23 protein-coding genes are annotated in these 23,063 nt (G+C 39.0%); 13 read left to right on the plus strand and 10 right to left on the minus strand.

The genetic code is table 11. The features are described from left to right. The first annotated feature begins 15 nt into the window (after positions 1-15). Entirely contained in the window at positions 16-648 is a 633-nt protein-coding gene (locus AAC388_RS03740) for a hypothetical protein (protein ID WP_101665027.1), read from the plus strand. A 71-nt stretch (positions 649-719) separates the two neighbouring features. Here AAC388_RS03740 and AAC388_RS03745 read toward each other — a convergent pair whose 3' ends face one another. Next, complete coding sequence (locus tag AAC388_RS03745; RefSeq protein ID WP_002116344.1) at positions 720-1,100, minus strand: helix-turn-helix domain-containing protein; 381 nt, start codon at positions 1,098-1,100, stop codon at positions 720-722. Positions 1,101-1,217: 117 nt separating this feature from the next. Between AAC388_RS03745 and AAC388_RS03750 the strand changes: the two genes are divergently transcribed. Beyond that, positions 1,218-1,778: a flavodoxin family protein gene (locus AAC388_RS03750; protein WP_342371214.1), complete on the plus strand. Its 561-nt coding sequence runs from the start codon at positions 1,218-1,220 to the stop codon at positions 1,776-1,778. A 38-nt stretch (positions 1,779-1,816) separates the two neighbouring features. Here the strand turns inward: AAC388_RS03750 and AAC388_RS03755 are convergent, their stop codons facing one another. The 6 genes from AAC388_RS03755 to rpoD all read right to left on the minus strand — a co-directional run bounded on the left by AAC388_RS03755 (position 1,817) and on the right by rpoD (position 8,397). Beyond that, the gene (locus AAC388_RS03755) at positions 1,817-3,202 is read right to left on the minus strand and encodes an APC family permease (RefSeq protein WP_014207482.1); all 1,386 of its coding nucleotides are present in this window, start codon (positions 3,200-3,202) and stop codon (positions 1,817-1,819) included. Between the two features lie 265 nt (positions 3,203-3,467). Further along, the gene (locus tag AAC388_RS03760; RefSeq protein WP_017386748.1) at positions 3,468-4,652 is read right to left on the minus strand and encodes an iron-containing alcohol dehydrogenase; all 1,185 of its coding nucleotides are present in this window, start codon (positions 4,650-4,652) and stop codon (positions 3,468-3,470) included. 1 nt (position 4,653) lies between these two features. Further along, a complete protein-coding gene (locus AAC388_RS03765) occupies positions 4,654-5,187 on the minus strand; it encodes a hypothetical protein (RefSeq protein ID WP_005072911.1) in 534 nt (177 codons plus the stop codon). A gap of 81 nt (positions 5,188-5,268) precedes the next feature. Beyond that, entirely contained in the window at positions 5,269-5,922 is a 654-nt protein-coding gene (lipB, locus tag AAC388_RS03770; RefSeq protein ID WP_005064548.1) for a lipoyl(octanoyl) transferase LipB, read from the minus strand. A 203-nt stretch (positions 5,923-6,125) separates the two neighbouring features. Beyond that, positions 6,126-6,413, minus strand: a complete 288-nt coding sequence (locus AAC388_RS03775) for a DUF493 domain-containing protein (RefSeq protein WP_002116017.1) — start codon at positions 6,411-6,413, stop codon at positions 6,126-6,128. 97 nt (positions 6,414-6,510) lie between these two features. Further along, the gene (rpoD, locus tag AAC388_RS03780) at positions 6,511-8,397 is read right to left on the minus strand and encodes an RNA polymerase sigma factor RpoD (protein WP_342371215.1); all 1,887 of its coding nucleotides are present in this window, start codon (positions 8,395-8,397) and stop codon (positions 6,511-6,513) included. Positions 8,398-8,755: 358 nt separating this feature from the next. On the opposite strand from rpoD, the gene AAC388_RS03785 reads away from it, so the two are divergent. Both AAC388_RS03785 and AAC388_RS03790 read left to right on the plus strand, forming a co-directional pair. Beyond that, the gene (locus tag AAC388_RS03785; RefSeq protein WP_002116495.1) at positions 8,756-8,962 is read left to right on the plus strand and encodes a hypothetical protein; all 207 of its coding nucleotides are present in this window, start codon (positions 8,756-8,758) and stop codon (positions 8,960-8,962) included. Between the two features lie 74 nt (positions 8,963-9,036). Continuing rightward, positions 9,037-9,561, plus strand: coding sequence for a YecA family protein (locus AAC388_RS03790; protein ID WP_005064552.1), 525 nt, complete (start codon positions 9,037-9,039; stop codon positions 9,559-9,561). 123 nt (positions 9,562-9,684) lie between these two features. Here AAC388_RS03790 and AAC388_RS03795 read toward each other — a convergent pair whose 3' ends face one another. After that, positions 9,685-10,617: a rhodanese-related sulfurtransferase gene (locus AAC388_RS03795; RefSeq protein WP_039763286.1), complete on the minus strand. Its 933-nt coding sequence runs from the start codon at positions 10,615-10,617 to the stop codon at positions 9,685-9,687. Between the two features lie 111 nt (positions 10,618-10,728). Between AAC388_RS03795 and AAC388_RS03800 the strand changes: the two genes are divergently transcribed. Further along, a complete protein-coding gene (locus tag AAC388_RS03800; protein WP_005064555.1) occupies positions 10,729-11,214 on the plus strand; it encodes a DUF1289 domain-containing protein in 486 nt (161 codons plus the stop codon). A 73-nt stretch (positions 11,215-11,287) separates the two neighbouring features. On the opposite strand, the gene gltA is transcribed toward AAC388_RS03800, so the two are convergent. Both gltA and AAC388_RS03810 read right to left on the minus strand, forming a co-directional pair. Further along, positions 11,288-12,562 carry a citrate synthase gene (gene gltA, locus AAC388_RS03805; RefSeq protein ID WP_002116327.1) on the minus strand — a complete coding sequence of 425 codons (1,275 nt, stop codon included), beginning with the start codon at positions 12,560-12,562 and terminating at the stop codon, positions 11,288-11,290. A 343-nt stretch (positions 12,563-12,905) separates the two neighbouring features. After that, positions 12,906-13,031, minus strand: a complete 126-nt coding sequence (locus AAC388_RS03810) for a hypothetical protein (protein WP_079381127.1) — start codon at positions 13,029-13,031, stop codon at positions 12,906-12,908. A 474-nt stretch (positions 13,032-13,505) separates the two neighbouring features. Between AAC388_RS03810 and sdhC the strand changes: the two genes are divergently transcribed. The 8 genes from sdhC (at position 13,506) to lpdA (ending at position 22,946) form a co-directional block, all read left to right on the plus strand. Then, on the plus strand, positions 13,506-13,907 hold the full coding sequence (sdhC, locus tag AAC388_RS03815; protein WP_075384165.1) for a succinate dehydrogenase, cytochrome b556 subunit: 402 nt from the start codon (positions 13,506-13,508) through the stop codon (positions 13,905-13,907). After that, a complete protein-coding gene (gene sdhD / locus AAC388_RS03820; protein ID WP_000833672.1) occupies positions 13,907-14,272 on the plus strand; it encodes a succinate dehydrogenase, hydrophobic membrane anchor protein in 366 nt (121 codons plus the stop codon). Before sdhC ends, sdhD begins: the two co-directional genes overlap by 1 nt. A gap of 12 nt (positions 14,273-14,284) precedes the next feature. Next, positions 14,285-16,120 (plus strand): succinate dehydrogenase flavoprotein subunit, encoded by a 1,836-nt coding sequence (gene sdhA, locus AAC388_RS03825; RefSeq protein ID WP_002116225.1) that lies wholly within the window; start codon positions 14,285-14,287, stop codon positions 16,118-16,120. Positions 16,121-16,134: 14 nt separating this feature from the next. Then, positions 16,135-16,845 carry a succinate dehydrogenase iron-sulfur subunit gene (locus tag AAC388_RS03830; protein ID WP_002116292.1) on the plus strand — a complete coding sequence of 237 codons (711 nt, stop codon included), beginning with the start codon at positions 16,135-16,137 and terminating at the stop codon, positions 16,843-16,845. Positions 16,846-17,128: 283 nt separating this feature from the next. Next, on the plus strand, positions 17,129-17,257 hold the full coding sequence (locus AAC388_RS03835; protein ID WP_002116082.1) for a hypothetical protein: 129 nt from the start codon (positions 17,129-17,131) through the stop codon (positions 17,255-17,257). Positions 17,258-17,414: 157 nt separating this feature from the next. Then, entirely contained in the window at positions 17,415-20,255 is a 2,841-nt protein-coding gene (locus AAC388_RS03840; RefSeq protein ID WP_039763331.1) for a 2-oxoglutarate dehydrogenase E1 component, read from the plus strand. Further along, positions 20,255-21,451 (plus strand): 2-oxoglutarate dehydrogenase complex dihydrolipoyllysine-residue succinyltransferase, encoded by a 1,197-nt coding sequence (gene odhB / locus AAC388_RS03845; RefSeq protein ID WP_005064561.1) that lies wholly within the window; start codon positions 20,255-20,257, stop codon positions 21,449-21,451. Before AAC388_RS03840 ends, odhB begins: the two co-directional genes overlap by 1 nt. A 61-nt stretch (positions 21,452-21,512) precedes the next feature. Beyond that, positions 21,513-22,946 (plus strand): dihydrolipoyl dehydrogenase, encoded by a 1,434-nt coding sequence (gene lpdA / locus AAC388_RS03850; RefSeq protein WP_002116053.1) that lies wholly within the window; start codon positions 21,513-21,515, stop codon positions 22,944-22,946. Positions 22,947-23,063: the final 117 nt, after the last annotated feature.

Below are 23,063 nucleotides of genomic sequence, written 5' to 3' on the forward strand. Positions count from 1 at the left end.
AAATTAATAATATCCATGAGCTTCATTTTGACAAGTGGTCTTTTAACCGCTTGTGGAGAGGATTTATTCGCAGGTGGTGCAAGTTTAGGGGGATCAGGATATCCGACTAAACCTGGTAAACCGGGTGATTTTGAAACACCGGCCGATGGAGAGAAAGGCGACTCAAAAGATAATGAAATTTGGTTGCCTGCACCCGTTGAAGATGACTGTAATGGCTTACATCGCAAACTACAGTTTCTCAATAATGTAACGCGTGAACCCATAGAAAAAGAAACTGTTTTTAAATATGCACAGCAGTTAACTCTAAACGGTACTCTGGCTTTGCAGATTACTCAAACTAATAAGGGATTAGAGAAAATACAAGAAAAACAACCTGCATGTTATGTACCTTTAGAACTCTATTTACTTGGAAATACAAAGCGCTCCTATCCAGAAAATGAGTGTAAAGAGACTCAAACTTACGAATATCTGCCAGGTGAAACCAAAACTTTTATTGTCAATTATCCAGCATTTGACATCATGAATGGTACTTGGAAATATGGTCTAGAAAGCACTTATTTGAAGAATGATCAAGAGTTAAAACAATGTGAACCTTTAACTATCCAATTTAAAATAAGTGCACCACCTGAGCCGATTAAAATTAATTAAGTTGAGCAGCCCTTCAGCTAAGAAAAAAGCCTAATCAATTAAGCTCAATAAAATTTTAAGGGAAGCATGAGTTAAGCTTGCTCTAGCACTTTTTCATCATAAGTCATTTGGGCTGCTAAAACCTGTTCAATATTGGTTTCGGCCCATTCCTTTAATTGGAACGCCATTGAAGCGACATTTTGTCCCAGTGAAGTTAGTGAGTAATCAACACGAATAGGAGACGTATTCTGAATTTTACGCTCAATAAAACCATCTCTTTCCAGCATTTTTAACTTCTGTGATAAGACTTTAGGCGAAATACCTTGAATATTCTTTTTGAGCAAGTTGAAGTGCTGAGTTTCCTCTTCAAGCACATTTAAAATTAATAAAACCCACTTATCTGCAATTTTTTCAAAAAATAAACGAGCAGGGCAATGTTGTTGAAAAACATTATATTTTAGACATTCATTCATACTATTTACCTACTAATTTCTTAAAAAATTACCATAGTTACCAGTTAGTAACTAATTGACACCTAGTTTCTAAAATATATCATAAAGTGGAATTTAATAAAACAAAGGTTTGCTCCCATGTCTAACTCTAATATCGCGGTTGTATATTTCTCTGGTTATGGCCATACCAAAGTAGTGGCTGAAACGTTTGCAAACGAAATTAATGCTCAGCTCATCCAAATTGATCAAGAAGGTAATATTACTGAGCAAGATTGGCAGACATTAAATGATGCGAAGGGGATTGTTTTTGGTGCTCCGACTTATATGGGTACAGCACCATGGCAGTTTAAAAAGTTTGCTGATGCAACTTCAAAAGTTTGGTTTACACGTGGTTGGCAAGATAAAGTATTTGCAGGCATTACAAACAGCGCGAGCTTAAATGGGGATAAGCAGGTTACGCTTATTCAATTACAGACTTTAGCATCGCAACATGGTGGAATTTGGGTGAGCCTTGGTTTATTACCAGCGAATACAAAAGATGCAACACGTGAAGATGTAAATAACTTAGGTGGTTCAGTTGGACTTTTAGTTCAATCGCCTTCTGATGCAAGTGTAGAGGAAGTCCCTACTGGAGACCTTGAAACAGCGAAACTCTATGCTCAACGTGTACAAAATATTGTGAACAAAATTTTTGGTTAATTTGACCATAAAAAAAGGCGCTTCAAGCGCCTTTTTTATTATTCGTGTTCATTATGCTGTGGAGCATTATATTTGAAACCTTTGGTTTTGTAGGCCAAATAACCTACACCAATAACGGCCCAAGCTAAGCCAATTTGTAAGGCAAGCTTATCAATTTCTAGCCACATCATAAACACACTGGCAAAACCAAGTGTTGGTATAACAATATAGTTGATGATGTCTTTAAACGTTTTGTTCTTGCCATCTCTTAATGCATAGCGAGAAATAACAGAGAAGTTAACAAAACTAAAGGCGGTTAAAGCACCAAAACTAATTAAGTTGACAATATGCTCAAGATCTAAGAAACCAGCAGATAAGGCAACTACACCTACAATAAGAATGTTGTAAGTTGGAGTATGTAATTTTGGACTAATATGACCAAATAATTTCTTATTGATTACGCCGTCACGTCCCATTACATACATTAAACGAGATACACCAGCATGAGCAGAGATACCTGATGCCATAACAGCAACTACAGCAAAATATAAAACCAAAGTTTTAAACGCAATACTACCAATCGCAGCAACCATCACAGGCTGTGATTCATCCAGAGGATTAAAGTAAGTATTTGGGTTACTAGGGAAATATAATTGGATGAAGTAAGTACTTACAATGAAAATAATACCTGCAAGTAATGCTGTCGTAAAAATAGCTTTTGGAAGCGTTTTCTCCGCATCTTTTGTTTCTTCAGCAAGAGAAGATAAGGCATCAAACCCTGTGAAAGAGAAGCAGAGTACAGTTGCACCAGCAATTAAAGCACTTACGGATGTCATATCATTCCAAAAAGGAGTTAATGACCACAAGGCAGCTTTATCTGGATTTAAAGTTCCATCTGCATATACACCTTGAGTGAGTAAAATGTATACCTGATAAACGAAATAAAAAATTACGCCAAGCTGAATAATAACGATCGTACTGTTAAAGCGTGCGACAAATCGTGCACCAAATAAGTTAATAACAGTCATTAGGGTGGTTAAACCAATCACCCATAACCAGTTATTTACCTCTGGAAAAAGAGCTCTTAGATAAATATCTGCCAAAATAATATTAACAAGCGGTGACAGTAAATAGTCTAACCAAGAAGACCAACCCACCATAAAACCAACATTAGGGTGAATTGATTTTTGAGCATACGTATAAGCTGACCCAGAAGAAGGGTAGCGCTTAATCATATGTCCATAACTGATCGATGTTAATAAGATTGCGACTAATGCAAAGATGTAGGAAGTTGGTACATGACCGCCACTTCGCTCTGATACTAAACCAAAAGTATCGAATAACGTTAATGGCTGAATATAAGCTAAACCAATAATAATAATGTGCCAAAGCACAAGATTCTTTTGAAGTTTAGCTGTTGGTTTAGTCCCAGATAAATTTGTCAACGGCGTTATCCTCATAATCGTTGATCAAGGATCAGCTTGGTGTTAAGGATCGTTTGAGACGAACGATCCCCCCTACAGAAAAAGATAAAGTGCGCCAATCTATCCTAAATTGATGCAAATTGTCAGTACTTTCATCGATTTTTTAGCAAATTTTTTGCCATATTTCCAAATAAAAAGATGAATAAAAATTCACAGTGATAAAAAAGACCTGATTTTATATAAAAATCAGGTCTTTATATTTAAGTCTCGAGTTTAACCTATCGAATTACCATGCCTTTTGTAAGATCTCTCGGATATCTTTTAGGCTTGCTTCTTTAGGGTTGTAAATAATTGAGCCGTCATTTAGTGCTTTTTCTGCAACTTCATCGAGCTGTGCTTCCGTTACTTTGCCAGTTTCACGTAAAGTACGTGGTAACTTGGTTAAAGTAAATAAACGATCACGCATTGCTAAAATTGTTGCAATCGCTCTGTCTGCACGTTGAGTTGCTGGAGTTTGTGCATAGATATCAGCACCAGCTAACGGCAATAGTAATTCACCAATTTTCTGGCCATTTACCTGCTTATTATATTCAAGCACATACGGTAAGAATAAATTCATGCATAAACCGTGGGGCAGGTGAGCAACGGCACCTAAAGCATGACCTAAGGAATGTACAAGGCCTACCATTGAGTTTGAGAATGCAATACCTGCCATTGTAGAGGCTTGTGCTAGTTCTAAACGACCTTGTGAGTCATTTGGGTTTTCTAGGACATTAAATAGGTTTTCACTAATCTTTTTAATTCCAGCACTTGCATAAGCATCGCTAAGTGGATTGGCAGCCATACATGTATATGCTTCAACACAATGTGTTAAGGCATCCATACCTGTCATTGCAGTTAAATGAGGTGGCAATGTAAGTGTCATGCGTGGATCTAAAATCGCTGCATGTGGCATTAAGTAATAAGAAGCAAATGCCAATTTAACATTCTTTTGCGTATCTGAAACCACGGCAACCATAGTCACTTCAGATCCCGTACCTGATGTAGTCGGAATTACGAAAAATGGTTTTAATGGTTTTGGTAGGTTGTGTGCACCAGAATATTGAAGTAAGTCATCTCCACCTTCAGATACTAAAATGTTAGTTGCTTTAGAAGTATCGATAACTGAACCACCACCTACAGCAATAATCGCATCGCATTTATTCTTGCGATAAGCTTCTGCGGCAAGACGAACGACTTCTAAACTTGAGTCTGGTGGAACATCATCAAACACATGACCAATGACAGCATCAGTCGTACTGAACGCAGCTTCAATCGGGTTGAGTAGGCCATTTGCGCGCACACCTTTATCTGTAATGATGAGCGGACGTTTTGCACCTAAAGTCGCAAGTTCAAACGGAATATGTTCTAACGCAGCATTACCGGCAATGACTTTTACAGGACAAAAGAATTCGTAATATGGTTTAGCCATGTTATGCGCTCCGCTTGAAATAGGACTTAGCTACTTTTAAGTAAATATTTGCAGCTTCGTTGAATTTTTCTTTTAGGGTGAGTTCGGTTGGGTATTCTTTGACTGCAAGAGACGCAACCAATTTAGGTAAAATGAGAGATTCCATTTTATTTAGACAGCGTACTAAGCGAATGGCAGCAGATACATCACCATCAGCAATCATTCGGTCATTAGCAAATGCTTGGGCAGTACTTTCTTGAAAAGAAAATACTAAAAAGGCATGAGTTACATGTTTGAATGTAATAGTTAAGTCTGGCTTTCTTTCAGCTCTTTTGAGTAGCTCTAACTGTTTGTCTTCTGTGACTCGAGCAAAAAATGCTGGTCCATTTGGGAAAACATTCATTGAAAGTACAAAGTGAACAGGAAATTTAGATACTTCCTCTTGTATTTCAGTGTCCACTTGACTTGCCATGACTAAGCCACGACCAACAACATCCATCATGAGCTTAACGTAGGCAAGTTGCAGAGTAGGCTTTACAGCTTTTGTCGAAATCACTCGCGTATCCCTTGTTAAAATTATGCAAAAGCAAATTTAGAGTAATTACTCTAATCCATTTTTATTTCATCGCAAAGCGATTTATTCGGTTTTGACTTCTGGGTCATTAAAGTAACCAGTATTCTTAATATACTCAATAAAGTCTTGGCAAAGTTGAGTGAATGATGGATAAGGAGTCACCAAATCTTGTATACGCACCATTTCTAAGCCTGCGTAACCGCAAGGATTAATAGTTTGGAACCCATCTAAAGCACAGTCCAAGTTTAATGCTAATCCATGGTAGCTACGACCACGACGAATTTTAAAACCTAAGGAACCGATCTTACGGCCATCTACATATACTCCTGGTGCATCAGGCTTAGCATACGCTTCAATTCCGTATTTTTTTAAAACATCTATCATGAATTGTTCAGCAAAACTGACCAATGTTCGTACGTTCCATTTTAGACGATTAAGATCAAACATGAAGTAAGCAACAAGTTGACCGGGTCCATGCCAAGTCACTTGTCCACCACGGTCAGTTTGCACTACAGGAATATCTGATGAAATTAGGATGTGTTCAGGTTTACCAGCTTGCCCTTGAGTTAAAACATTATGATGTTGAAGTAACCATAACTCATCAGGCGTATCTTGATCTCGCTCATTTGTTAAGAGTTTCATGGTTTCAAACTTGCTTTGATAATCTTGTAAATCGTTCCATTGCCGAATGATTAAGTTAGGTTTATCAAGGCTCATCACAATCTCTTCCTATAATTAGTTTATGCGGCGCCCAGTTAATATCTACTAGATAAAAGCCGAAAACCTTGTAATTTTAAAGGATTTTATAAAAGGAATTCTAAATATTTGTAAGGTTTTTCGTGGTAGGAAGTTTTTAAAATTTCCAAAAAAAATACCACAGTAAGAATGCCTGACTGTGGTATTGATTGAAGAACTTAAAATTAAAGCGCAGTTCTAATCTGCGGACAAGCAGCCAAGTCAGCATAAAGTGCATGAACTTGTTCCAATTCTTCAAAGCGCAATTGTGCTGTTAAAGAATGATACTTGCCGGTGCGAGATTCTTGAACTTTTAATGTTGAGTGGTCGAAGTCTGGAAAATGTTTTACCAAAATATCGACTACAGCAACACGTAATTCTTCACCCGCATCGCCAATAAGTTTAATTGGATAATCCATCGGAAATACCCAAAGATGTTCTTGTAGTTCGCGAGATGGAGTGCGGTCTAACATAAGTTACCTCATGATTTGAAACGCCTGCATTATCGCAGGCGTTTATAGCTCTTTCTATTAAATGGGGCTTGGTTTTGAAATTTCAAGCTTTCAAAACTTAGTCATTTTCCAAGAAAGAACGTAAATGTTCAGAACGAGAAGGGTGACGTAATTTACGCAATGCTTTCGCTTCAATCTGACGGATACGTTCACGTGTTACGTCAAATTGTTTACCTACTTCTTCTAGTGTGTGATCGGTTGGCATATCAATACCAAAACGCATCTTCAATACTTTTGCTTCACGTTCAGTTAAGTTTTCCAATACTTCACGAGTTGCTTCTTTTAAGCCTTCTGAAGTCGCAGCATCAATTGGAGAAGTGATGTTTTGATCTTCAATGAAATCCCCAAGATGTGAATCTTCATCATCACCAATAGGTGTTTCCATCGAAATCGGTTCTTTAGCAATTTTAAGTACTTTACGAACCTTAACTTCATCCATTTCTAAACGTTCACCTAATTCTTCAGGTGTTGGTTCACGGCCCATTTCTTGTAACAATTGACGAGATACACGGTTGATCTTGTTAATTGTTTCAATCATGTGTACTGGAATACGAATCGTACGAGCCTGATCGGCAATCGAACGAGTAATCGCCTGACGAATCCACCAAGTTGCATAAGTCGAGAATTTATAACCACGACGGTATTCAAACTTGTCTACGGCTTTCATCAAACCAATGTTCCCTTCTTGAATCAAGTCAAGGAACTGTAAACCACGGTTGGTATATTTTTTCGCAATTGAAATTACCAAACGGAGGTTGGCTTCCACCATTTCTTTCTTAGCGCGACGTGCTTTCGCTTCGCCAATCGCCATACGTTTCGAGATATCTTTAATTTCAGCAACGCTTAAACTAAGCTCTTTCTCAATATCTGCAATCTTTTGTTGGAATGCTAAAACATCTGGACGAACTTTTTCTAAATGCGTCTTGATTTCAGCAGGTGCTTTAGCAATTTGTTCATCTAACCAAGCTGGATTAGATTCTTGTTTAGGGAAAGATGTACGGAATTGAGTACGGTCCATACGGCCACGACGTACTGCATAACGCATGATTTCACGTTCATTGGCACGAATTTGCTCATGTGTACCACGAATCATTTCAGAGATGATGTCAAATAAACGTGGTGTAAATTTAAACATCATGAACACAGTAGCTAAAGCTTCTAAAGCTTCTTCAGCCTCTGGACTGTTACGACCATGTTTTTCAACAACAGCTTTTGTTTTAGCCCAAGCAGCTTCTAGTTCAGTAAAACGAACTTTTGCAACCTCAGGGTCTGGACCTGAATCGCCTTCAGAGTCATCATCACCTTCAGACTCTTCTTCTTCATCGTCATCATCAAGCTTAACTTCTTTCGTTGATTTTGAAGATGATTCGTCTTCTTCTTCAAGTTCTTCAACTTCTTCTAAAACTTCTGGAATATCTTCATCAGTTTCAGGATCGAGGTAGCCTGATAAAATATCTGCAAGACGGCGTTCGCCAGTTAAAAAATCATTATATTCTTTTAATACAACTTCAACAGCATTTGGCCAGTAAGCAATTGAATTAAGGACATCACGGATACCTTCTTCAATACGTTTGGCAATGCTGATTTCACCTTCACGGGTTAACAGTTCAACTGTACCCATTTCACGCATGTACATACGTACAGGATCTGTCGTACGCCCAGGCTCATTTTCAACCGATGCAAGTACGGCAGCAGCTTCTTCTTCAGCAACCTCATCAGTTGCGTCAGCCGACTCACCGAACATGGTATCGTCAGATTCAGGTGCACGCTCGTGTACAGGAATACCAACGTCTTGAAGCATTTGAATAATGTCTTCAATCTGTTCGCTTTCAGTAATCGAGTCCGGCAGATGATCGTTAACCTCAGCGTAAGTTAAGTAACCTTGTTCTTTGCCTCGGCTAATCAGAGCCGCTACTTGAGAAGTAGGGGAATGCATATCGCTCATCTTTGCTTACTCTTTGTTGAATCTGTGGCAGTGAAAAACCGTGCATGATAGCACAATTTGCTTGAAATGTTTTGGCTTTGATCAGTAACCGTTAAATAAAAAATATCTTTGAATTCACGTCTGTTTTTTGAATATTGGGATAAAATCATTTTTTTCAAGCTTAAATCATCGAAAAAATCATAGAATTTTTTTTTGATCAAAAAAATAGTTCAGCTTTATAAATACACAATTTTTTGGGCGAAAAAAAGTACAAATATGCAGTTTAATGAAAAAAATATAAATAAAACTTGACACGATTTAATAACCAAGATAAATAGCGGCTAGACCCATTCACATTTTTTCATTAGAGGTAGTTTTAGTGTCTTCTACAGATTTTGAATTAGATGATAACTACGGTGATGATGATGATGTCGGTTTTGATGAGTCATCAGGCAAAATCACTGCGAAAGAATCATTAGAAAAACGTAGATTAATTGATGATCTATTGGCTCAACGCCGTTTAGAGCGTGAGTTAAAAGATTTTGATTACGATTTAGACGATGATGATCTTGATGATGAAGACTAATCAAATCTGAATAGGGCATCGTCAGCTTAGATGCTATGCTATCGTAGATTTCTTTTTTATAGTCAGGTAACACAATGAGTGCGTTAGATTTAGACCAATTAAGTGAATATCTAGATGGAGACCACAATGAGTATGGTCTGGATTTCGCTGCAACTCATGGTTTTCTGTGTGCAATTGCAGTAGGCCCTCAGTTTGATCGTTGGTTAGATGAATTATTTGATAATAACCATAAAAAAGTTCCTGCCGAAATTATTCAGCAGATCAAAGCGTGGTTAGAATCAATTCGACAAGACTTAGCAAATGAAAATGGAATTGAATTTCCGTTTGAAATTGAAGAAGCTGATGTTGAGTCTAGCTTAGGCGACTGGAGTGTTGGATTTGTTGATGCGATGTTCTTAAATGAAGATGCATGGTTTGCAGCTGAATATGAGGAACAATTAATTGATTTAACTTTACCAATGATGGTATTTAGTGGAATTGATGAAGAAGATCCACAGATGGAATCTTTCCGTCGTAATGGACAGTTAATGGATGAACTGGCAGAAGAAATCCCAGATAATTTGAATGAATTATACTTGATGTATCATACGCCAAATTAACTTATTAGAAGAAATAATAAATAACGTCCTTTCTAGGGCGTTTTTTATTGTAAAAAAATTAGTGGTATAAATAAAAAAGGGCAGTTAGAAATCTAAATGCCCTTTAAAAACTATATTATAGTTTTATAGGCGTTTACGCTTTGCAGCAGCAATTTGTGACTGGCGCATACGGAAACCAGCTTTTTGCTTTTCAGTGGTTTTGTCGATGCAATAAACGCAAGAAACACCGTGTTCGTAACTTGGTAGAGCAGACTCTTCAGGAGTTAAAGGCCAGCCGCAAGCATGACATTTAATATTTACGCCTTCCTCTACACCATGAGTTACAGCAGTACGTCCGTCAAATACGAAACATTCACCTTCCCATAAGCTTTCATCAGCAGGGGTTTCTTCTAGGTACTTAAGGATACCGCCTTTAAGATGGTAAACCTCTTTAAATCCTTCTTGAAGAAGTAAAGAAGTTGATTTTTCACAGCGAATACCACCAGTACAGAACATCGCAATTTTTTTGTCTTTATGTTGCTCTAATTCTTTCTTGACGTATTCTGGAAACTCACGGAATGTTTCAGTTTTAGGGTCAATTGCGCCCTTAAATGTACCCGCTTTATATTCGTAATCATTACGTGTGTCGATTAAAATTACATCATCACGTGCGATTAAATCATTCCACTCTTTAGGATCAAGGTAGTGACCGACTAAGTCACGAGGTTTAACCTCAACACCTAAAGTCACAATTTCTTCTTTAAGTTTAATTTTCATTTTGCGGAAAGGTTTGTCAGAACTATGGGATTCTTTGTATTCCATAGCGCCAAAGCCTTCATTGAGCAAAAACTGATGTAGTGTATCAATTGCTATGCGATCACCAGCAACAGTACCATTAATTCCTTCACCTGCTACAATCAGAGTTCCACAGAGGTTAATTGTTTTCACTAAGTCTAATAAACGTTGTTGAAGATCGGCAGGATCTTGAACTTCTTTAAATTGATATAGTGCTGCAACAACCCAACCTGCGGTCGCTTGCTGTTCTACAGGTGCAAGCTGTTCTACAGTAGCGTTCATGGAAAACTCCAAATGTATTAAGATAGAAATTTAAGGCGCATATTTTAGCGCGAAAATTTGTAATAAGCGAGAAAACCATAAAAAGTATATGGTTTATTTAAGGAGTTTGTTTTGAGTAATGATCATCGAACGCTCTCTCTCACCCCATGTGCAGGGCGTTGTTCAACAGTTTTTGGTGATCAGGTTTGTCGTGGTTGTCGCCGTTTTAACCACGAGGTGATTCAATGGAACACTTATACGGCAGAGCAGCGTTTGGCTGTATGGAAGCGTTTAGATGATCAATTGAATCAAATCTTAGTACCGATGCTGCCTCATGCAGACTTACAGCATGTTGAGGGATTTATTTTAAGTAAGCGTGTTCGATTAATGGAAGGGGCGAGCCAAGGCCGTAAGCTTTATCACGCCTTAAAAATATGTGAAAAAAATAAACATCTAGCACACGAGAGTGGTTTGGGTATTTCGGAGTCTCAAGTCAAAACAATATGGGTTGAGTTTGAAAGACGTGTTTTAGCGTTGGCTAAAGCGAGCTATGAGTTGGCTTGGTTGCGAGCAGATGGAATTAGCCATCACTTGTTAACTATGTATGAAGAAGAATAAGTCTAGAGTAGAAAAGACGGAAATAAAAAAGCTGCCAGAAGGCAGCTTTTTTTTATTAATTTTCTTTCGAATATTAACGTTTGATGTCGCGTTGAGTTTCACCAGTATAAAGCTGACGAGGACGACCGATTTTGTAAGGGCCACTGTGCATTTCTAACCAGTGGCTGATCCAACCAACTGTACGAGCAAGAGCGAAGATTACAGTAAACATTTCTGTTGGGATACCAATCGCTTTAAGGATGATACCTGAGTAGAAGTCTACGTTAGGGTAAAGTTTACGCTCAACGAAGTACGGGTCGTTCAATGCGATACGCTCAAGTTCCATAGCAAGTGCTAATTGAGGATCGTTGATACCTAAAGCTTCAAGAACTTCGTCACAAGTTTGCTTCATTACTTTAGCGCGTGGGTCGAAGTTTTTGTAAACGCGGTGACCGAAGCCCATAAGCTTAACTTCTTTGCGTTTAACTTTTTCCATGAATTCTGCAACGTTTTCAACGCTACCGATTTCATCAAGCATCTTAAGAACTGCTTCGTTTGCACCACCGTGAGCAGGTCCCCAAAGTGCAGAGATACCAGCAGAGATACATGCATACGGGTTTGCACCAGTAGAACCAGCAAGACGTACTGTAGATGTAGAAGCATTTTGCTCATGGTCAGCATGAAGCGTGAAAATACGATCCATTGCGCGAGCAAGAACAGGATTAACTTTGTAATCACGGTCAGCAGGAGTAGCAAACATCATGTGCAAGAAGTTTTCCGCATAACTTAAATCGTTACGTGGATAGATGAATGGTTGACCTACTGTGTATTTGTAACTCCAAGCAGCAAGCGTTGGAATTTTTGCAATTAAGCGAATTGCAGTGATTTCACGGTGATTGATGTCTTCAATATCTAGGTTGTTATGATAGAACGCAGATAATGCACCTACAACACCAACCATGATTGCCATTGGGTGAGCGTCACGACGGAAACCATTGAAGAAACGGCTAACTTGATCATGAACCATAGTGTGAGCACGAACTTTCGTATCAAACTCAACTTTTTGCTCAGCAGTTGGGAGCTCGCCATTTAATAATAAATAACAAGTTTCAAGATAGTCTGCTTGAGTTGCTAACTGGTCAATTGGGTAACCGCGGTGTAATAAAATACCTTTGTCACCATCAATGAAAGTAATTTTAGATTCGCATGCGGCTGTCGCCATAAAACCAGGATCGAAAGTAAAATGACCTTCTTTCAGTATGCTGCTGACATCAATTACATCTGGACCTAAAGTGCCACTGTAGATTGGTAATCCAATTTCTTTGCCATCAAGATGTAATACGGCTTTTTTGCCATTTGCTTCAGACATTCAATAGATCTCCTGTCCTGGTGAATGTTGATCTGACTCGAAATCCTAATGTTCTCATGTGCGAATCAGACGGTGTCAAAATTTGCTATAAGATTAGTGAGTACTGAAATTTTGTCAATTATACTTATGGATAAAAAATGACGTTCCCACAGAGAGTTAGTCATCAAGACCCGAGCAAAAAAGTCAGTAAAATCACTGCATCGGGATGGTATAATAAGTCAATTCAACAAGAACGTGCAGAAAAAAAATGAAGGATGAGTACAATTGTAAGCAAATTTATAAATTGCAATTTAGAATAATAAGGCGGTAGAAAATGCCAATCCACTTAAAAAAATCATAAAACTCATGATGTAATTTCAAATTTATACTCAAAAAAAATTGTATTTTTATTTAGTTGTAACAAAGAATATTGTTCTTTTTTTAAGTTTAATTGTATAAAAAATAGCTTATCAGACGAGTTTAAAATCATAAGAACTGTTTTTTAATGAAATTCACTTTCGAAAAATTAGTGTAGATCGCTTAATATCTATCTGAAATATAAGTCTGTTCACTTATTTGAAATGTGGCTCACATTGAAAATAGGAGGGTATTGCGATCATTTTTCTATTGATATGAGGAATTTATAACTTTATCTTTAGTCTAAAATCGGCTTATTTAAAAGAAATTTCAGAAAAAATGAAATTAAATAAAAAGTTATTTTAAACAAGGACATGATGTGTGTAGGTATAGTTTTTTTATTGACCTAATAATGTAATATTGTTTTGAATGATTCTTATTTAATGATTTTTTGCTGAAATGGCAAAGTGGATTGTTTGTATTTTGATACTTCGCGTTTTATAATTCAGTGTCGTTTATAGGTTAGGCATGAGCTGTGCTTGCCTAACAATGCCAGCTTTCCTTGGAATTAATTCAACAAACTCCGGTCGGAGTTTCTACCTACAGGATGCCCGCTGTGAAAAGCAACAGACCTGTCAATTTGTCCATGGGTCAGGTGTTAGCGGTAAATTTACGCTCACCCGTGGCTATTGCATCAATTTTACACCGTTTATCAGGTGTCATCGTTTTCTTATTAGTACCAGTTCTCTTATGGATTCTAGATAAATCATTATCTTCACCAGAAGGATTTGACTACGTTAAAAATGTCGTTTTTGGAAATATCCTTGTACGTTTTGTTGTTTGGGTATTTGCAGCCGGCTTGATATTCCACTTTATTGCTGGAGTTAAGCACTTACTTGCAGATTTAGGTTTTGCTGAAGAACTGCAAAGTGGTCGTATTGCAGCGACAATTTCATTGATCTTATCTGTGGTAGCCATTATCGCAGCCTTTGTATGGATTATGTTCTAATGAAAAGTGCTACAGGTTTAACTGGTTCAGGTTCTCGTGATTGGTTTATCCAGCGTGTAAGTGCGGTTGTATTAGCAGCTTATACTGTTGTTCTTTTTGGTTGGATTCTCTGCAAAGGTGGATTTGACTATCAACAGTGGGCTGGCTTCATGATGACATTACCAATGAAGATTTTTTCTTTATTGGCAATTTTATCGCTTATCGCACACGCATGGATTGGTATGTGGCAAGTTTTCACTGACTATGTCACTACTCGTCAAATGGGTCCTTCAGCGAAAGGTTTACGCCTTGTACTGACGACGGCTGTCATTATTGCAGTGTTTGTGTACGCAATCTGGGGTATCCAGATTTTCTGGGCGAATTGATAGGAAGATATCATGGGCGCGATAACCCCTAAAGAAGATTATTCAAATATTCAAAACCTCACTTTCGATGCAGTTATCGTTGGTGGTGGTGGTTCTGGTATGCGTGCATCTTACCAACTTGCTCAAGCAGGTTTGAAAGTTGCAGTACTTACTAAAGTTTTCCCAACACGTTCACATACAGTTGCTGCTCAGGGCGGTATCGGTGCGTCGTTAGGTAACATGCAAGAAGATAACTGGCATTTCCACTTTTACGATACGGTAAAAGGTTCTGACTGGTTAGGTGACCAAGACGCAATTGAATTTATGTGTCGTGAAGCACCAAAAGTTGTGTATGAACTTGAACACATGGGTATGCCGTTTGACCGTAACGCTGATGGTACAATTTACCAGCGTCCGTTCGGTGGCCACTCTGCGAACTATGGTGATAAACCAGTTCCACGTGCTTGTGCTGCTGCTGACCGTACTGGTCACGCATTATTACACACGCTTTATCAAAGCAACGTGAAAATGGGTACTCAGTTCTTCGTTGAATGGATCGCGCTTGATTTGATCCGTAACGAAGCAGGTGATGTTCTTGGTGTAACAGCGATTGACCAAGAAACTGGTAATATCGCAGTATTCCAAGCAAAAGCGACATTGTTTGCGACCGGTGGTGCTGGTCGTGTTTACCGTGCATCAACAAATGCTTATATCAACACTGGTGACGGTCTTGGTATGGCTGCTCGTGCTGGTATTCCATTACAAGATATGGAATTCTGGCAATTCCACCCTACGGGTGTTGCGGGCGCAGGCGTATTGTTAACTGAAGGTTGTCGTGGTGAAGGTGCAATCCTTCGTAACAAAGACGGCGAACCGTTCATGGAACGTTATGCACCAACTTTAAAAGACTTGGCTCCACGTGACTTCGTATCACGTTCTATGGACCAAGAAATTAAAGAAGGTCGTGGTTGTGGTCCAAAAGGTGATTATATCTTACTAGATATGACTCACTTGGGTGCTGACACAATCATGAAGCGTTTACCATCTGTATTTGAGATTGGTAAAAAATTCGCGAACGTTGACATCACTAAAGAACCAATTCCTGTAGTACCAACAATCCATTATCAAATGGGTGGTATTCCTACAAATATGCATGGTCAAGTGTGCTTACCTGAAGCAGGTACAGACAACTACACCAAACCTGTAAAAGGTTTCTATGCAATTGGTGAATGTTCTTGTGTATCAGTACATGGTGCAAACCGTTTAGGTACTAACTCACTTCTTGACTTGGTTGTATTTGGTAAAGCTGCTGGTGAGCACATTATCGACTACGTAACTAAGCATCATGGTGATGAATATGCGCCACTTCCAACAAACGTATTAGAGCAAACATTAGATCGTGTACGTAAATTGGATGAATCAACTTCTGGCGAAAATGCACAAGAAGTTGCTGATGCGATTCGTGATATCGTTCAAGACCACGCTGGTGTGTTCCGTACTCAAGCTTTGCTTGATAAAGGTGTTAAAGAGATTCTTGCTCTTGAGCCACGTGTGCGCAACATTCATTTGAAAGATAAATCTAAAGTATTTAACACTGCACGTGTTGAAGCGCTTGAAGTTGAAAACTTATATGAAGTTGCAAAAGCTACATTAATTTCAGCTGCTGCGCGTAAAGAGTGTCGTGGTGCGCATACTGTAGTTGACTATGAATTGCCAGCTGATCACCCAACTTATTCATACGGTCGCCGTGATGATGAGTGGATGAAGCATACTTTATGGTATTCATCAGATAACCGTTTGGAATATAAGCCTGTGCGCTTCAAACCGTTGACTGTTGATGCAATTCCACCAGCACCACGTACATTCTAATCGGGAGTATAAAGATGAGTAGAGGTACTCGTACATTCGAAATCTACCGCTATGATCCTGATAAGGATAAAGCGCCGTACATGCAAACTTTCAAGCTTGAATTGACTGATAAGCACCGTATGTTGCTTGATGCATTACTTGCTTTGAAGGTTCAAGATGAATCATTAACGTTCCGTCGTTCATGCCGTGAAGGTATTTGTGGTTCGGATGGTGTAAACATTAATGGTAAAAATGGTTTGGCTTGTTTATGGAATTTAAATGACCTGCCTGAGAAAATTGTAATTCGTCCATTACCAGGTTTGCCGGTTGTTAAAGATTTGGTTGTTGATATGAACCAATTCTATGATCAATATGACAAAATTCAGCCATTCTTGATCAATAACCAACCAGCTCCACCTAAAGAGCGTTTACAGTCTCCTGAAGAGCGTGAACACTTAAATGGTTTGTATGAATGTATTCTTTGTGCGTGTTGTTCAACTTCATGCCCATCATTCTGGTGGAACCCTGATAAATTCTTGGGTCCTTCAGCATTGTTAAATGCATACCGTTTTATCATCGACTCTCGTGATACTGCTACTGCAGACCGTTTGGCTCGTCTTGACGATCCATTCAGTTTGTTCCGTTGTAAAGGTATTATGAACTGTGTGTCAGTATGTCCTAAAGGTCTAAACCCTACTAAAGCAATCGGTCACATCCGTAACATGCTATTAGATCAAGCGGGTTAATTCTGCACAAATAGAAAACGCGCATCCTTGATGTGCGTTTTTTTTTAATTTTATAATGTAAACTTTAGACTTTGGTCGAAAAGAGCGAGGATTTTATATATTGCACCATATATTAAAAGATAAAATCGCTTATGTATTTCGCCAATTTATAGGTGGTATGTGTCAAAAAAATCAATCGTTGTTTAAGAACATGATACGATTTGCCACAAAGTTATAGGTGAAAAAAGCGTATACTAGTGAAATTAATTTAAGTAGCACGATCTTAGATCTGTGCTTAATTTTTATGGTTAAAGTCATTTTAGAAAAGTTAATTTTAAAGTTAATTTTTCTAAAAAGATTTGCAAAAAATTGCTCGGTTTTAATCGAGTATAAGGTGAGTGATGATGCCATTGAGGGCGTTGTGATTCATTAATTACCTATGGAGTTTTCTCTCTAGGTAGTATGACGCCCCATGGTCTTAGAGACCTGTTGGGTAAGTAATGCCTTTTTTACCAATTTGGCATTATGCATCATGGGTGTGCTTAAAAGGCAGCCTGTAATATTTTTTGCAATAGGAAATGGGTCCACAAATGCAAGAAGTTGCTGACGCATTGCGTCTTGACACTGAACTTTCCGCTGATAGTGCAGCGTATATTGAAGAACTTTACGAGCAGTACCTGACTTCCCCAACCTCTGTAGCTGAGGACTGGCGCCAATATTTCGATAAATATCCAAAGGGTGACCAACCACACAGCGCTGTGCGTGAGCAATTCCTATTACTAGGACGTAATGCTAATCGTGTTCAACCTGTTGTACAAAGTACTGTAAGTACTGAGCATGAGCGTCGTCAAATTGGCGTTTTACAACTTATTGCTGCTTATCGTAATCGCGGACATCAAAAAGCTAAATTAGATCCATTAGGTCTTGCTAAGCGTGAAGAGATTCCAGATTTAGATCTTTCAGCTCACGGTTTAACCAAATCAGATTTAGACACTGTATTCAATACCGGCAATCTTGAAATCGGCAAAAGCGAAGCAACGCTTGCTGAAATGATTGAAGCAATGGAAGCAATCTATTGTGGTTCGATCGGTGTTGAATACATGCATATCGTGGACACAAAAGAAAAACGTTGGATTCAACAACGTCTTGAAAGTGCCCGTGGTAAATTCAATTACACAAATGATCAAAAGAAAGGCTTCTTAGAGCGTTTAACTGCTGCTGAAGGTCTTGAAAAATATCTTGGTAATAAATACGTCGGTGCTAAACGCTTTGGTGTTGAAGGCGGCGAATCTTTTATTCCGATGGTAAACGAGATTATTCAGCGTGCTGGTGCTGTAGGTTGTAAAGAAGTTGTTATCGGTATGCCACACCGTGGCCGTTTAAACCTTCTTGTGAATATTATGGGTAAAAACCCTGCGGACTTATTTGGTGAGTTCGAAGGTAAATCAATTCATAAAAAAGGTTCTGGCGACGTTAAATACCACCAAGGTTTCTCAAGTAATGTAATGACTCCAGGTGGCGAAGTTCACTTGGCATTAGCATTTAACCCATCTCACTTGGAAATTGTTGGTCCTGTAGTTGAAGGTTCTGTACGTGCACGTCAAGTACGTCGTAGAGACATTGGCGGTGATGACGTTTTACCAGTTATTGTTCATGGTGATGCGGCATTTGCAGGTCAGGGCGTGAACATGGAAACCTTCCAGATGTCACAAACTCGTGGCTATACGGTTGGCGGTACAGTTCATATTATTGTGAACAACCAAGTAGGTTTCACAACTTCTGATCCTCGTGACGCACGTTCTACAGAATACTGTACAGACGTTGCTAAAATGATTCAGGCGCCAATTTTCCATGTAAATGGCGATGATCCTGAAGCTGTTATCTTTGCTACTCAATTAGCACATGATTTCCGTCACGAATTCCGTAAAGATGTTGTTATCGATTTGTTCTGTTATCGTCGTCGTGGCCATAACGAAGCAGATGAGCCATCTGGTACACAGCCATTGATGTATCAAGTAATTGCGAAGAAAGCGACTACTCGTACACTTTATGCTGATCAACTTGTTCAAGAGAAAGTACTTGATCGTGCTGAAGCAGACCAAATGGTTGAAGATTACCGTTCTGATTTAGAAGCGGGTAATCATGTAGCAAATGCATTGATTCTTGAACCAAATACCAAAATGTTTGTTGATTGGACGCCATATTTGGGCCATGACTACACAGACGATTGGGATACTTCATTTGACTTAAATCGCTTAAAAGAATTAGGCGAGGGCATGAGCAAACTTCCTGAAGGGTTTGTAATGCAGCGTCAGGTTCAAAAAGTAATTGAAGACCGCGTAAAAATGCAAACTGGTGAAACTCCATTAAACTGGGGTGCAGCAGAAACTTTAGCTTATGCAACTTTATTAGATGAAGATTATCTAGTTCGTATTACTGGTGAAGATGTGGGTCGTGGTACCTTCTCACACCGTCATGCGAAATTGCATAACCAAGCTGATGGTTCAACTTACATTCCACTTTGTCATGTGAAAGAGAACCAACCACGTTTTGCGATTTATGACTCTCTTTTATCTGAAGAAGCAGTTCTTGCATTCGAATATGGTTACGCAACTACAATTCCTAAGAGCTTGATTATTTGGGAAGCACAATTTGGTGACTTCGTAAACTGTGCTCAAGTTGTGATTGACCAGTTTATTGCTTCTGGTGAGACTAAGTGGGAACGTGTTTGTGGTTTAACAATGTTGTTACCACACGGTTTCGAAGGTCAAGGCCCAGAACACTCATCAGCTCGTTTAGAACGTTTCTTACAGTTATGTGCTGAAGACAACATGCAAGTGATCACTCCAACGACACCTGCACAGATTTTCCATGCATTACGTCGTCAAGCTGTACGCCCAATTCGTAAGCCATTGATTGTAATGTCACCGAAATCTTTACTTCGTCATAAACTTGCTACTTCTACTTTAGAAGAGCTTGCAAATGGTTCGTTCCAAACTGTAATTGACGAAATCGATCAAATTAACAAGTCAGATGTAACTCGTCTTGTACTTTGTGGCGGTAAAGTTTATTACGACTTACTTGAAAAACGTCGTGAACAAAACTTAACTAATGTCGCAATTGTACGTATTGAACAGTTGTATCCATATCCAGAGCAACGTCTTGCGGAAATCTTGGCTGCTTATCCAAATGTGAAAGAACTCGTTTGGGCACAAGAAGAGCCGAAGAACCAAGGCGCATGGTTATTTATTGCACCGCGTTTATATGACGATATCTTAAAATCTGGCAAACAAATCCGTATCAGTTTTGCAGGTCGTGAAGCTTCTGCTGCACCAGCTTGTGGCTCACCGTACTTGCATGCAAAACAACAAGCTCAGCTAATTAATGATGCATTGGCAATCGAAGCTGAACAATCAGGAGATTCTCAATAATGGCAACCGAAATTAAAGCACCGGTATTCCCAGAGTCTGTTGCAGATGGCACCATCGCAACTTGGCATAAAAAGGTGGGTGAACCTGTATCACGTGATGAAGTAATCTGTGATATTGAAACCGACAAAGTTGTTTTAGAAGTTGTTGCTCCTGCTGATGGTAGCTTAGTTGCAATCATTAAAGATGAAGGCGATACAGTTCTTTCTGACGAAGTTATTGCTCAATTTGAAGCTGGTGCTGGTGCAGCAGCGGCTGCTCCTGCAGCAGTAGAGCAAGCAGTTGCTCAAACTCAAGCTGGTGCAGCGCCTGTTGTTGAGCGTACAGAAACTGTATCTGATCAAGCTCCTGCAGTTCGTAAAGCATTAACTGAATCTGGTATTGCTGCTGCTGACGTACAAGGTACTGGTCGTGGTGGTCGTATCACTAAAGAAGATGTTGCAAACCATCAAGCTAAACCAGCTGCTAACGTTACTCCGTTAAGTGTGGCTGTTGGTGAGCGTATCGAAAAACGTGTTCCAATGACTCGTTTACGTAAACGTGTAGCTGAGCGTCTTCTTGCTGCAACTCAAGAAACTGCAATGTTAACTACATTCAACGAAGTTAACATGAAGCCAATCATGGAATTGCGTAAGCAATATAAAGATGCTTTTGAAAAACGTCATGGCGCTCGTTTAGGCTTCATGTCATTCTTCGTTAAAGCAGCAACTGAAGCGCTTAAACGCTACCCAGCTGTAAACGCTTCAATTGATGGCGACGATATCGTTTATCACGGTTACTACGACATCGGTGTTGCAGTATCTTCTGATCGTGGTCTTGTTGTACCAGTATTACGTGATACTGATCGTATGAGCTATGCAGAAGTTGAATCTGGTATTGGTGCATATGCTGCTAAAGCACGTGATGGTAAATTATCTATCGAAGAAATGACTGGTGGTACTTTCACAATCACTAACGGTGGTACTTTCGGTTCATTACTTTCAACTCCAATTTTGAATCAGCCACAAACTGGTATCTTGGGTATGCACAAAATCCAAGAGCGTCCTATGGCTGTAAATGGTCAAGTTGAAATCTTGCCAATGATGTATTTAGCACTTTCTTATGACCACCGTATGATCGATGGTAAAGAAGCTGTAGGTTTCCTGGTAGCAATCAAAGAATTGTTAGAAGAGCCAGCTAAACTCATCCTTGATCTTTAATTTCTTCGAATAATATTACCGAGGTAGAGTGATCCTCTATCTCGGACCATGGAGATAAACAATGTCTCAACAATTTGATCTTGTTGTTATTGGCGGTGGTCCTGGTGGTTATGAAGCTGCGATTCGCGCTGCTCAACTAGGTTTTAAAGTCGCTTGTATCGAAAAACGTATTCACAACGGTAAGCCATCTTTAGGTGGTACATGCTTAAATGTAGGTTGTATTCCTTCTAAAGCATTACTTGACTCTTCTCACCGTTACGAAGATACAGTACATCACTTAGCTGATCACGGTATCACTACAGGTGAAGTGAATTTTGATCTTGCTAAGCTTCTTGCTCGTAAAGACAAAATTGTTGACCAATTAACTGGTGGTATCGATCAATTGCTTAAAGGCAATGGCATTGAATGGTTAAAAGGTACTGGTAAATTACTTGCTGGTAAAAAAGTTGAGTTCGTTTCTCATGAAGGTGAAACTCAAGTTTTAGAACCTAAATACGTTATTCTTGCGTCTGGTTCTGTGCCTGTAAATATTCCAGTAGCTCCTGTAGATCAAGATATTATTGTTGATTCAACTGGTGCATTGAACTTCCCAGAAGTACCTAAGCGTTTAGGTGTAATTGGTGCAGGCGTAATCGGTTTAGAGCTTGGTTCTGTTTGGCGTCGTCTTGGTGCTGAAGTTGTTGTTTTTGAAGCAATGGATGCATTCTTACCAATGGCTGATAAAGCTTTGGCAAAAGACTACCAAAAACTTTTAACTAAGCAAGGTCTTGATATTCGTATCGGTGCTAAAGTTTCTGGTACTGAAATTAATGGTCGTGAAGTGACTGTTAAATACACTCAAGGCGGCGAAGAAAAAACTCAGACTTTTGACAAATTAATCGTTTGTGTAGGCCGTAAAGCTTATGCAGAAGGTTTATTGGCAGATGATTCAGGCATTAAATTGACTGAACGCGGTCTAGTTGAAGTAAATGATCACTGTGCAACTTCTGTAGAAGGTGTATACGCGATTGGTGACTTGGTTCGTGGTCCAATGCTTGCTCATAAAGCAATGGAAGAAGGTGTAATGGCTGTTGAACGTATTCACGGTCATGCAGCTCAAGTGAACTATGACACAATTATTTCTGTTATCTATACACATCCGGAAGCGGCATGGGTTGGTTTAACTGAAGAACAAGCTAAAGAAAAAGGTCATGAAGTTAAAACTGGTCAATTCGGTTTTGCTGTAAATGGTCGTGCTTTAGCGGCGGGTGAAGGTGCTGGTTTTGTTAAGTTTGTTGCTGATGCAAAAACTGACCGTTTATTAGGTATGCATGTTATTGGACCTGCTGCATCTGATATCGTACACCAAGGTATGATCGCTCTTGAATTTGTATCTTCTGTTGAAGATCTTCAGTTAATGACATTTGGTCATCCAACATTCTCTGAAGTTGTTCATGAAGCTGCACTTGCTGTAGATGGTCGTGCAATTCACGCGATTCAACGTAAGCGTAAATAAAATAAAGAGCGGTTCTCCGCTCTTTTTCACATTCGATGGTGTGATTAAAAAAGCATCAAGGTGAAAGACGTAGACAGCAATTTGCATATGCAACATGAGAATGTTGTGCAAATTGAA

Origin of the sequence: Acinetobacter sp. D009 (assembly GCF_038562025.1) — a bacterium.
GTDB classification, from domain to species: domain Bacteria; phylum Pseudomonadota; class Gammaproteobacteria; order Pseudomonadales; family Moraxellaceae; genus Acinetobacter; species Acinetobacter pittii.